At 32.3% G+C, this 13,586-nt stretch carries 8 protein-coding genes; 2 read left to right on the top strand and 6 right to left on the bottom strand.

Features of this window, described 5'->3' with window-relative positions:
- Positions 1-34: 34 nt before the first annotated feature.
- The 4 genes from ACJBCC_RS13295 to ACJBCC_RS13280 form a co-directional block, all read right to left on the bottom strand.
- On the bottom strand, positions 35-2,452 hold the full coding sequence (locus tag ACJBCC_RS13295; protein WP_407557441.1) for an ABC transporter permease: 2,418 nt from the start codon (positions 2,450-2,452) through the stop codon (positions 35-37).
- Between the two features lie 52 nt (positions 2,453-2,504).
- Positions 2,505-4,904: an ABC transporter permease gene (locus tag ACJBCC_RS13290; RefSeq protein ID WP_407557440.1), complete on the bottom strand. Its 2,400-nt coding sequence runs from the start codon at positions 4,902-4,904 to the stop codon at positions 2,505-2,507.
- Positions 4,905-5,164: 260 nt separating this feature from the next.
- Positions 5,165-5,842, bottom strand: coding sequence for an ABC transporter ATP-binding protein (locus ACJBCC_RS13285; protein ID WP_299102900.1), 678 nt, complete (start codon positions 5,840-5,842; stop codon positions 5,165-5,167).
- A gap of 123 nt (positions 5,843-5,965) precedes the next feature.
- Positions 5,966-7,216: an efflux RND transporter periplasmic adaptor subunit gene (locus ACJBCC_RS13280; protein WP_299102898.1), complete on the bottom strand. Its 1,251-nt coding sequence runs from the start codon at positions 7,214-7,216 to the stop codon at positions 5,966-5,968.
- Between the two features lie 207 nt (positions 7,217-7,423).
- Between ACJBCC_RS13280 and ACJBCC_RS13275 the strand changes: the two genes are divergently transcribed.
- Entirely contained in the window at positions 7,424-8,776 is a 1,353-nt protein-coding gene (locus ACJBCC_RS13275) for a sigma-54-dependent transcriptional regulator (RefSeq protein ID WP_407557439.1), read from the top strand.
- The gene (locus ACJBCC_RS13270) at positions 8,766-10,109 is read left to right on the top strand and encodes a sensor histidine kinase (protein ID WP_407557438.1); all 1,344 of its coding nucleotides are present in this window, start codon (positions 8,766-8,768) and stop codon (positions 10,107-10,109) included. The genes ACJBCC_RS13275 and ACJBCC_RS13270 overlap by 11 nt, the downstream gene beginning before the upstream one ends.
- On the opposite strand, the gene ACJBCC_RS13265 is transcribed toward ACJBCC_RS13270, so the two are convergent.
- Positions 10,093-11,103 (bottom strand): hypothetical protein, encoded by a 1,011-nt coding sequence (locus tag ACJBCC_RS13265; RefSeq protein ID WP_407557437.1) that lies wholly within the window; start codon positions 11,101-11,103, stop codon positions 10,093-10,095. The two genes, ACJBCC_RS13270 and ACJBCC_RS13265, sit on opposite strands and share 17 nt — an antisense overlap.
- 183 nt (positions 11,104-11,286) lie before the next feature.
- Positions 11,287-13,521, bottom strand: a complete 2,235-nt coding sequence (locus ACJBCC_RS13260; protein WP_407557436.1) for a TonB-dependent receptor — start codon at positions 13,519-13,521, stop codon at positions 11,287-11,289.
- Positions 13,522-13,586 lie beyond the last annotated feature (65 nt).

The raw sequence follows: 13,586 nt of genomic DNA, 5'->3' as shown, positions 1-13,586 counted from the left end.
ATACTGAAATAAATTCAGCACAGGTTAATGATAATTATTCTGCTCTAAGAGATTCTACAGGGTTTGAGGTTGCGGCCTTAATTGTTTTAGTTGCTATGGTTAACATAGCAATAACAACTGCTATTCCACCAGCCGTTAAAAACATCCAAATGCTTAATTGAATACGATATGGATAATTCTGCAACCACTCACTCATTGCCCACCATGCAATTGGTGTAGCAATGACAAAAGCAATGCCTACCAATTTTAAAAAATCTTTAGTTAATAGCACTGTAATTGAGGACACGCTTGCACCAACAATTTTACGAACACCTATTTCTTTACGTCTTTGTGCTACAATGAGCAATGACATAGCAAATAGACCTATGCAACTCAAAATAATAGCTAAGATTGAACCACTACCAATCATCGTTGCCATAGTGCGTTCGCTTCGCAATGTACGGTCTATATTTTCATTCAAAAATGATCCTTGAAATTCTGCGTTAGGCTCTATGATTTTCCATGCAGCTTTAACATCACTAAAAGATTGTTCTAAATTTTGAGGTGCAACCTTAACATATACATTTCTTAAGTTCCAATTAGGAAGTGCAAACAAAGTCATAGGAGCAATATTTTGATCGAGCTCTTGAAAATTAAAATCTTTAATAATACCAACAACGTTATAGATAGCATCGTCTAAATCTATTTTTGCTGTTAAAATTTCTTCTTCGTTTAATTGCTTTGCCATCGATTCATTTATGATAACTGAAAGACTATCACTCGTTAAATTTTTTCGGAACGCTCTGCCTTCAACTACTTCTAAATCTAAAGTTTCAATATAATCCGCATCCACAACGAGCATGTGCGTTTCAACTCCTCTGCCTTGATGCTCAAAGCCCAAAACACTTGTTGTTCGCGACCCATCTTTACCTAAACCTAAAATATTATTTGATGCTGTAATACCTTTAATGTTAACCTTATCTTGAAGACTATTTCTTAAAAGCTGAAGTGCTTGTTGGTCATTTCGTTCTCCATTGAGTGGAAAAGCAATGACTTGTGTTTTATTGAAACCTAAATCTTTAGTTCTCATAAATTCTACCTGATCCCACAAGACTAAAGTGCCACTGATTAGTAATATAGCAATGCTAAATTGTAAAACCATTAGACCATTGCGTAAATGATTTTTTCCATTGATCTCTAGTTTACCCTTTAGACTTTGTAATGTACCTAGACGACTCATTAAAATTGCAGGATATCCGCCTGCTACTAGCGTGATAGCAACAACACTCAACACTAATAAAATTAGCATTGACGGATTTAATATAGTAGCAAATGATGCTCTTGTATTAAATAAAGTTTGAAAATTTGGTAACAGAACAAAGGCCAATACAATCCCTAAACCTGTGGCGATTAAAAACACCAAAATACTCTCTCCCCAAAACTGAAAAAACAACTGCTTATTATTTGCTCCTAAGGTTTTACGCATGCCAATTTCGCGCAATCTTTGGTCGCTTTTACCAATGCTCATATTAACAAAATTGACACAAGCGATGAATAAAATTAAGATAGCAATTCCTAATACTAAATAAGGCATTGTGCGATTAACGGTTACTGGACCTTGATTAAAATTGGCAAATCTCACGTCTCCCAATCGCAACAATTTTATTTGCCTATATAGACCATTATTATTTGGTTGTGCACCATCTCGTTTTGCATTTGCGATTTCCTCTTTATAATGCAAATTGGTAAAATCTCTTGTACCTTTCTCAAACTGCTCTGGTGTTACATTTTTAGCGAGTTGTAAATAAACCTGATGATTCTCAACATCCCAACGCCCAATAGAACGTTCATAAGCATGTTTATTTTGACTTTTAAAATTTAAAACCACATCAAATCCCATTGTACTCGTTTCTGGAAAATCTTCAATTATTGCAGAAACTGTAAATGGTACTTGTTCTTCATCTCTTAGAATAGTAACGGTTTGTCCTATTGCACTTTCATCCCCAAAAATTCGTTGTGCAGCTTGTTGCGTAATTGCAACAGAGGTTTCAGATGTTATTGGATTTTCCTTATCTCCTTTAATGATTGGAAAACTAAACATCTTAAAAAAATCTGGATCTGCATAAGTAGCGCTAAGACCAAGTTGTTTGTCTTTATAACTTAATAATACTCCAGAACCATTATAACGCGTAATGCTTTCAACACCAGCAGTTTCTTCTTGAAGTGCTGCTGCAAAAGGTTCAGATTTTGACGTATTAGACTCAATGCCATTTGGAGAGCTATCTTCTGAATAAACCTGATAAATTTGATCACTATTCTCATGAAATTGATCATAAGACAATTGAAACACAGCATACATTGCCAATAATATCGCTATGCCAAAAGCTATAGTAAGACCTACAAGATTTAACGAAGTAAACGTTCTATTCTTCCAAAGATTTCTGAAGGCTATTTTGAAATAATTCTTAAACATGATTGTCGTTTTTTTGACTCAAATTAATTGAGCAAAGATTGATTATTGATGATTATTCTGTACGCAATGATTTTACAGGATTAGACGTTGCCGCTTTTATAGCTTGAAAACTTACTGTTATCAATGTAATTATTAGTGCTCCAAAACATGCAATAGCAAACACATCCCAACTTACCGTTGTTCTATAACTGAACTTCTGCAACCATTGTCCCATAATATAATAGGCCACTGGAGAAGCGATTAATAGTGCGATTACCACTAGCGTAATAAAGTCTTTAGATAGCAATAACCAAAGTTGACTAATCGATGCTCCCAAAACTTTCCTTACGCCAATTTCTTTAGTACGCTGTTCTGCTACAAAAGATGCCAATCCAAACAAACCTAAACAGCTTATAAATATTGCTAAGGCTGTAAATACTCTTGCTAAACTTGCAATGCGTTCTTCAGATTTAAATTTTGCACCATACTCTTCATCTACAAACTGATAATCGAATGGTGTGTTTGGAAAATTCTTTTTAAATACATTTTCAATTAATATCAAATTTTGACTTGTGCTTTTTTTAGGGTTGAGTCTTACATTATAATAAGCTACATTAGCATCACTATCAAAAACGTACATTGCTTGTTTTACTGCGCTATATGGCGATTGTATGATCATGTCTTCAACAACACCTACAATTTTTAAAGGAGGACTAGGATCTTCGGTATCAGAATCTCTGATGTATTTTCCAATTGGGTTTTTAATTCCCATATATTTTACAGCCGTTTCATTAAGAATTACAGCATTAGAATCTGTTGCAAACTCCCTAGAAAATCCACGACCTTCAGTTACATTTAGTCCTAAAGTTTCTACAAACTCGTATGAAACTGATGTAAATGCTAAATCTTCTTGAAAACCAGCAGGTTTACCTTCCCAAGTGTATCCAGATCTATTAGACCAAACTTCCGTCATTGGTCCACTAGTGCCAGCCATTTCAATCGCACCACCTGACGCAATAAACTGCTCGCGTAAAAGGTCCTTTTTACCAATGAATTGATTACTCATTACGGGAATTTGAATTAATCCATTCTTATTATAACCAACTGGTCTATCCTTACTAAATTGAATTTGATTCATAACCACAAGCGTACCTATTATTAATGCTGCCGAAATTGTAAATTGAGCGACAACCAAAACCTTACGAGGTAAAGACGCAAAGCGACCAGCTTTAAAGGTGCCTTTTAATACAGTAACTGGGTTAAATGATGACAAGTATAAGGCAGGATAACTTCCAGCTAAAAAAGCAGTAACCACTATAAATACAATTGATAATAGCCAAAACTGAAAATTGCTCCAAGGAAATACAATTGCTTTACTCGCCAAATTGTTAAATCCATTTAAAAACAACAACACAATGCCAAGCGCAACTATAAACGATAATATCACAATTAAAAAAGACTCGCTTAGAAATTGAAAAATTAGCTGACCACGTTGCGAACCAATCGCTTTTCTAATACCTACTTCGGTAGCTCTTTTTTCAGAGCGCGCTGTACTTAGATTTACAAAATTGATACATGCCAGTAACAAAACAAACAAACCAATTATACCAAAAAGCCATACGTTTTCAATACGTCCTCCTGATTGTAAGCCGTTTTCAAAATCACTTCTTAGATACCAATCTTTCATTGGCAATAGAAATAACTGAGGATTAAACTCTGCTGTAGTTGGCGATGCCTTCTTTTTTACATTAATAATTTTTGAGGTCACAGCATCCATTGTAATATTCTCATTAATCTGAACAAATAATTGAAATGAATTATTATCCCAAGATTCTTTTGACCGCTCTAACCACTCTTGAGTCGTCACATAATGTTTCCATGGAATAATATATTCCATTTCATTGAAAGAGTTATTAATAGGAATATCCTTGTAAATAGCTGTTATTTCCAATTCGTGCTCATTATTTACGGTAATGATTTTACCTAGCGCAGTTACGTTTCCAAATAGCGACTTTGCAGCAGATTCTGACAGCATAATTGCGTTCTTCTCTTTAAGTCCGTTTTTTACTCCTGCAATAATTTCTAAGTCTAAAAGGTCTGGTGCTCCTTCTTGCATTGCATTTCCTTTTCTATAAATATTGGTTTCCCCATATTTTAGATAACGTGGTTGCTCCCAAGATGCCATAACAATATGCTTAAAATTGTCAGCATAATCTTGACGTAACGCAAACTCTAATGGTCTAGGAATTGCAGGACTTGTACCAATATTATTGTTCATTGTTTGGCTTTGAAAAACCTGAGCTATAGTTGCTTTATTACTAAAATGATCATCGTAAGTAAGCTCATCTGCAACCCACAACCCAATTAATATTGTCGCAGCCATACCAATGGCTAAACCGAATATATTAATGAATGAATACACCTTATTTTTAATAAGGTTTCTGAATGCTATTTTGAAATAATTTTTAAGCATAAGTTCTAGTAATTACTGTTCGCTTTGTGTTGAATAGATTTCAACATCTGTTTGATTTGATTGACTTGCCTGCCAGAAGGCTGTTTTGGTTTCAACACTTCAGTATCGTTGATTGATTTTTTGGTTGGTTACGTGTTATACTGAAGTGCTTTCCACCTGATTGATTGATTGATTGATTGATTGATTGATTGATTGATTGATTGATTGATTGACTGATTGATTGACTGATTGATTGTCCGTTTCTTGATTGATGAATTTTATTATGCTAAAACATTTTCTGTCACTTTTTGTCCATCTAACATTCTAATAATACGATGGCTATATTTGGCATCATGCTCACTGTGTGTAACCATAATTATAGTTGTACCTGCTTCGTTTAGATCTATTAACAAATCCATAACTTCATTACCATTAGTGCTATCTAAGTTACCAGTTGGCTCATCGGCAAGGATTAATTTTGGTTTATTAACTACAGCTCTAGCTACAGCGACGCGTTGTTGTTGACCACCAGATAATTGTTGTGGAAAGTGATTTCTACGATGCATTATTTGCATTTTTTCTAAAACCGCTTCTACTTGTTTTTTGCGTTCTGCTGGTTTTACACCTGTATAAATCAATGGCAACTCTACGTTCTCGAAAACCGTAAGCTCATCAATAAGATTAAAACTTTGAAAAACAAAACCAATATTGTGCTTTCTAAGTTCAGACCTTTTACGTTCGTTATAACCTGCAACTTCAGTTCCATTGAACACAAAACTTCCACCATCAGGATCATCGAGTAATCCAAGTATATTTAGTAAAGTAGATTTACCACAACCAGATGGTCCCATTATGGCTACAAACTCGCCTTCCTTTACACCAAATGACAACTTATTTAATGCAATGGTTTGGACTTCTTCCGTTTTATAAAATTTCTCTAAGTCTTTAATCTGTATCATTTTATTCTTTTTTGTTATTCCTACGAAGGCAGGAATCTGTTTTTAGTTAGCTTTTATTTATATATTAATAAGTTTGAAAACACACCTAAAGTCGCCAGAAGGGTACAAACTATTCGAATAATATTACTTCAAAATCAATTCTTCTGTATCTCCAAAAGAATCATAACTCGACGTTACCACCTTATCTCCTGGATTTAAACCTTCTAACACTTCATAATATTCTGTGTTTTGGCTGCCTAATCTTATTGACACTTTATACGCAGTAGTGCCATCTTCACTGACTTTAAAAATCCAGTTTCCACCTGTTTTCTGAAAAAACCCTCCTTTAGCAACCAGCAAAGCTTCTTTTTCTGCGCTAAGTGCAACTCTAATCTGTAGGTTTTGACCTCTTCTAATGCCTTCTGGGACATCACCTTCAAATTTCATATCAACCTGAAAACGTCCATTGGTTACTTGAGTAAATACTTTTTTAATGGTTAATGTGTAGGTTTTATTATTTAAGGTAAATGTGCCTGTTTGACCATTATAAATTCGAGATATATAATGCTCATCAATATCTACTCTTACCTTAAATGCGCTAGTAACATCTACTTGTCCTAATCGTGTGCCCTTTGTTATAGATTGACCAATTTCTGCATCTAACGATGTTAACTGTCCATCAATTGGAGCGCGTACCACCAAATCGCCTACTTTTTTTCTCATTAATTCTAAAGCACTTTGTGTTCTAGCATACGAGTTTTTTGCTTGGTTTACTTCTAATTGCGATGAAATGGTATCCTCAGATAAAACTTGTTTTGCTAGTTTCATACGTTCTTTTTGATACTTATAATTATTCTCTGAAGACTCATAATCCATTCTACCAATAGCACCTTTATCATACAAACGCTTGTTTAAATTGTAAACTCGCTCAGCTTCAATCAAACTATTTTCAACATCAGTAAATTGATTTTGTCTATTAATGGTATTTTGGCGTGCTGCATTTTGCGAAATTTGCATTTGCGTTAACAGATTATACACTGAAGTTTCTTGGTTAACTAAAGTCAATTCTAAATCTGTATTAGATAAACGCAAAATAGGCTCACCTTTTTTTAGCATTGCTCCATCTTCAACAAACTTCTCTTCAACACGTCCACCTTCTAAAGCATCTAAGTAGATTGTAGTGATAGGAAGCACTATACCATTTACAGGAATATTTTCTTGAAACACATCATTAGTAACTGTATTTATTGAAATTCGTTCCTTATTTACATTTAATTTTGAACCGCCTGAAGTTTGATAAATTACATATACTATTAAGGCTATAATTGCTATAACTCCTAGAATGAGTCCTAACTTTTGATTTGAAAATTTTTTCTTTTGTATTGGAACGTCCATTGTTAATTTTTGATTTATACTCTTTATATAGTGAAGATGATGCCAAAACAACAATCAACTGAAAATCAATAATTTAAATAATTTTAAAAATTAATAAGTGTCCGTTTTTGATACACTTTATGTTCGGAAATGCACACTTTTTAACTGAAGAAAAATTTAGGTTTTGTAATTTTTATAAGCCGAAGATAAAATCGTAATATTGTAAGGATGGTATTAAAAAACGCTACAATATTAGTTATAGATGATGATGTTGATGTCTTAACAGCACTACGTTTATTACTAAAACCACTGGTTAAAGAAGTGGTAACAGAAAAGAATCCTAGTAATATTACGTCGCAAATTGAACGTACCACATATGACATTATCATATTAGACATGAATTTTAATGGTCTAGTTAATACTGGTAATGAAGGCATATTTTGGTTAAACAAAATCAAAAAACAAAAACCTGAAACTTCTGTAATTTTAATGACAGCTTATGCTGATATTGATTTAGCTATACGCGGATTAAAAGAAGGTGCTTCAGACTTTTTAATGAAGCCTTGGAAAAATGAAAAGATTGTAGACACCATTACGACTATATTAAGCAAAAAAAAATCTACCAGTTCTAAAAAAGACCAACTCAGCTCTAATTCTGTCGAAATCATTGGAGACAGCGATGTAATGGATGATGTTTTTGTTAAACTAAAAAAAGTAGCTCCTACAGATGCTAATGTTTTAGTTCTCGGCGAAAATGGTACCGGAAAAGATTTAATTGCTAGAGCATTACATGATAATTCTAACAGAAAAAATCAACCTTTTATTAAAGTAGATGTGGGCGCATTAACAGCATCACTTTTTGAAAGTGAATTATTTGGTTATAAAAAAGGTGCATTTACGGACGCTAGAGAAGATAGAAAAGGACGATTTGAAGCTGCCAATGGTGGCACACTATTTTTAGATGAAATTGGAAACATTTCGCTAAATCAACAAGTAAGACTATTAACCGTTTTACAAAATAGACAGGTCACGCCTTTGGGCTCTAACGTGCCAGTTCCTATAGATATTCGGTTAATTTGTGCAACCAATATAGACCCAAAAGTATTGGCTGATGAAAATAAATTTAGAAAAGATTTAATCTATAGAATTAATACTGTTGATATTATAGTTCCACCTTTAAGAGATCGTGGTACTGATATTACAGAATTAGCACATCATTTTGTGTCGTTATATGCAGAAAAGTATAATAAGAGTGCTTTTTCTTTTGATACTGGCTTTATTTCAAAATTAAAAAAGCATGACTTTCCGGGTAATGTAAGAGAGCTTCAATATGTTTTAGAACGTGCCGTAATAATGACGGATGGCACTATTTTAAAACCTGAAGATTTAGTGTTTTCATCTATTGAACGTTCCACGACGACTTCCAATTTTGAAACCAAAAGTTTAAATCTAGATGATATAGAAAAAAACGCCATATTAACTGTGCTCGAAAAAAATAAAGGCAACGTTTCTAAATCTGCTAAAGAACTTGGCATCACTAGAGCTGCATTGTATAGACGATTAGAGAAGTATGAATTATAGAACATACATCTTTAAACTGTTTTTTAGAATTGCACTTATTGTTGGTTCCATTCTAACTTTAGCTTACACTATTTTCAAAAACGAGACAGCATATTCTGTTGTTTTAGGTCTTGTTATTCTTTATTTACTCATAAATACGTACACATTTGTAAAACGACGTTTTGTGGCCATGGATGATTTTTTTGAAGCCGTAAAATATCGTGATTTTTCGAGATGGTTTCCAGAAGATAGAGGTCCAAAAGATATTCGTTTTCTGTATACAGGATTTAATGAAATTAACAGAACCATAAAAGAAATCAATTCGCAGAATCAAGCGCAGTATGTTTACTTGCAAAAGATTTTAGAAATGGTAGATATCGGAATTATTGCCTATAATTTAGAATCTGGCGATGTTCTTTGGAGCAATGATTCATTTGGCGACATCTTAGATATACCCTCTTTTAAAAATATTAGATTTGTTGAAAACAGAAAACCTGAACTTTTCAATACTATTTTTGAAACTTACCATAGAGAACCTGACTCTATTTCTATAGCGCTTCAAAATGAGAGCATAAAAATACTTATTTCAGATACGGTTTTTCAAGTTGAAGATGATGCTTTTAAGCTTGTTGTGATTCAAGATATTGACAATACATTAAATAAAAACGAATCTGAATCTTGGAAAAAACTACTAAGTGTAATGACCCATGAAATCATGAATTCAATTACACCAATTTCTTCCTTAGCAGATACACTTCAGAAAAATTTACAACTTGCCATAGAACAACCTGATAAAGCTTCATTAGAATTAGAAGATTTAAATGCTGGCGTAAAAACGATTAAAAATCGTAGTGAAGGGCTTTTAAAATTTGCTAAAACGTACCGAAGCTTAAGCAAAGTAACGCATCTTAATTTACAAAGTGTAAAAGTCAAAGACTTATTTGATAATATTCAGCGACTTATGGAACCTTCCATAAAAGCGAAACATATTGAAATAGAATTTAAAATCACGTCTCCAAAATTAGCGCTCGATATTGACACACACCTTATTGAACAGGTTTTGATTAATTTAATTTTAAACGCTGTTGATGCTTGCAAAAATTCTGAAAATCCTGAAATAAAAATTATAGCTTCTCAAAATCCTAATAGAGATATTGTAATTAAAGTTTTTGATAATGGTTCTGGTATTCCACAAGATATCTTAGAAAATATTTTTGTTCCTTTCTTTACAAGTAAAACCACAGGCAGTGGCATAGGTTTAAGTCTTTGTAAGCAGATTATGCTGCTACATAAAGGCAGAATTATTGTAAAAAGTATTGAAGGCGAAGGCTCTGTTTTTAGTTTGGTTTTTTAGCCTTTTGTACGCTTGCTAAAACAATTTCCCTTATCGTAGTTAGGTTCAAAGGAAACTCCAAAACCACATGTAGTAAACTAAGAAAAAACAAGGCTATTAAACCTGTTACATAGTCGTACAGATATAGACCAACTGACGCTATCCAAAAGAACACAATGTATTTCATCCTTGTACTTGTTATACTTGATTTCCAACCTATAATTGACGTTTTAGAAAACCAATTTAAATAATGATACGTATATGCAAATGCTATGAAAATTTGAATTTTCACACCAATTACAGAGATTAATTTGTAATTATAACTATCGCCAAATAAACTTGCTATACTATTATTTACAGATACAAATCCGCTACTTGTAAAGGTGCTTTTTACAAAATCTGAAATCACATAATTTTCAGGATTTACATTTAAAAAAAGAATTACAATTGGCGCAATACTTAAAAATATAATACTAACTATGCCTGCTTTGTTTTTAGTTTTTAACTGTCCGTAAATCATAAAAAGCAACGTAAACACATAAACATGTAACAATGTTGGCAAGAAAACAGCGAGAATTATTATAATCTTGGGTATATAATAATCACTGATTATTGAGAATAAAACACTAAAGCAAAAGGCCAATAAAATGTGCTTCAGCTTTGTGAAATATATAAGACTAATGGAAAAAACAAAACCTGAGATTAAAATTACATTTTTCTGAGAACTCAGAAACTCAACTACAGTTTTTAAATTTCCTGTAACTGTTAATTCTAGATATTTTATAAGTGGATAAATTGCAATAATGATAGCAAAAACTATGAATATTTTATAACCTTGAGACTTAGACTTTATAAAATATCTTTTATCATCTAACCAATTGATTTCAGTTAAATAATGCAATGGCCCTAGAAATGCATACGAAAATAAAAAAAGTTCAAAGGGTAAATATATAGCCACTATAAATGAAATAAGGAGGAGCCAAATATTTATATTATCTATAATTTTACTTTTCATATCTAAACGAAATATAAGCTTTATCTTATTAAAACAAATATTTTTTTCTTGAACCTTGATTCTTTTTAAAAGATCTTATTTAAGAATACGTAATAGAGCAATAAAAACAACTTAAACTAGATTAAAAAATAAAAAAAGGATAGACTAAGTCTACCCTTTTATAATTATCATTTTTTTATTCTATTAAAAAGTAAATGAAATTTTACCTCTTAAGAAAAACGGTGTTCCTGGTGTATATGTAATTTCTTCAACAGATTCCGTTTCATTAAATAATCTGGTTTCTGTAGCAAACTGCGTTTCATTCCATTCTACATCGAACAGGTTTTCTACTGCTACTCCAATTTCTAAGCTTTTTGTAAGGTTGTAGTTAATATTAAAATCCGTTACAAAATAACCATCCGCAACAATAGAATTATCTTCATTTGCTGGTCTATCATCTACAAATCTATAGCTTAAGCTACCAGAAAACCCATTTAAATTGTTTACAGTCAATGCACCTGTAGATGTAAAATCTGGCGCTAACGGAATGTAATCTTGGCCATCTAATTCTTCAGTACTTCTTGCTATTGTATAATTGACATCACTATTTAAAAATAACCAATCTGTAATTTGATAACGGAAACCAAAATCAATTCCATAACGTTTAGATTCTCCACTAGGTTCAACAACACCTGCATCACCGACGTAAACAAATTCTTGCTCAGACAATAAATACCACAGTGATGTATTTAACACCAAACGGTCTGCTGGCTTAAAAATAGCACCAAGATCTGCACCGAATGCATGCGGAAGCGTTTCCTCTCCTGTGTTTGCTGTAACTACACGAGCATCGTTTGAGTGAAAACCGTAACCTAATTTTGCAAATAATTGTAAATCTTTTGATGCCGCAAAAATAGTATTGAATTTAGGACTAACAATAACATCAGATTCTCCTAAAGTTTCATAATCATCAGTTAGAAAATTTACATAATTAAATTTAAAATAATCTAATCTTAGACCTGGATTTAGTGTCCACTTTTTAGATTTAAAATTACCACTTAAAAAAGTATATCCATTTAATTCATCTATATCACCAAAGGCAATTCTTTCTAAAGTTTCCTTACGATTTTTTGTTCTGGATAATTCTACATCATTTACATCATCGTATCTAAAACCAACACCTGCATCAAAACTTAATTGAATGTCGTGATCTTCTATATGAAATGTACGATTGTAAACACTTTCTGCACCAATAATTGTTCTGTTTTCTTTTTGCTTAATTTGATCTCCATTAATAGGATCTTCTAAAAAGAATGTAAAATTAGAGTATAACTCAAAGTCGTATTTAGATATAAACGCTTTAGACTTTATACGTTGGTGCTCATCTAACTGCTTTGTATGATTTACCCAAATGTTAGATCTACTTGTATTACCACCTTCAGTATCATCAATAGCACCAAAACGTCCAATGATCCCTTGTTCCACAGCTCTGGTTGGTATTTGCCCTGAAGCATCCCATCGACTTTGAAAATGTGAAAAAGATAATGTTAATTCTTCATCTTCGTAATTATTAAAATTATAACGTCCTAAAATATTTAAACGATTAAAATTCTGTGGTGAATCAAATACACCATCGGTTAAAACTAATTCAGAAGCAATAAATGCACTACTATGCTCGCTTTCTGAGATTTTAAATAAGTTAACTGATCTTAAGGTATTAAAATCTCCTGCTTCTATTTTTATAAGATTGTCTTCAATAGATTTCTTAGTATTTAATTCAATGTAACCTGCTGTATTAAAATTCCCTTTGTCTGCATAATATGGTCCTTTACCAAAATCGATATTATCTATAATCTCTGGAATTACAAAGTGCAAATCTGCGTAACCTTGTCCATGTGCATGCGAAGGTAAATTAACAGGTATTCCATCTGTACTAATTGCTATATCTGTACCATGGTCTATATCAAATCCTCGTAAAAATATTTGCTCTGCTTTTCCTCCACCTGCATGCTGACCTATTATTAAGCCTGGTACTTTTCTTAAAATTTCTTGTGCAGATTTTATAGGATTTGTTTTTATTTCAACATTAGCAAACTGGCTCAAAACATTAGCTTTAGACACCAATACTACTTGGTCTAATGACACAGATGAAATTTGTAATACAATATTAATAGTAGCGTCTAATTGGCTATTTAAAATAATGAGTTCTTGTTTTTCATAACCCAACCCACTAATGATGATGACATCGCCTTCTGAAATATCATCTAATTCATAATATCCTGAGACATTGGTATAGGCGTAACCTCCTGTATTTTGATTATAAATATTTACACCTTCTATTGGTTTATTATTTTCGTTGGTAATCGTTCCGTTTATTTCATGGGCAAAAACGGTATTGCACAGTGCTAAAAGCACAAAACTTAGTATAATTTGTTTCATAGTTTATTTTTTAAAAGTTTAATCAGTAAAATGTTTTATCAAATAAATATTTCTATTTAAAGCAT

It is taken from the genome of Winogradskyella sp. 4-2091, from assembly GCF_045765065.1.
Taxonomy (GTDB): domain Bacteria; phylum Bacteroidota; class Bacteroidia; order Flavobacteriales; family Flavobacteriaceae; genus Winogradskyella.
Note: the sequence above shows the minus strand (reverse complement) of the source record. Positions and strands in the feature narration are given on the sequence as shown.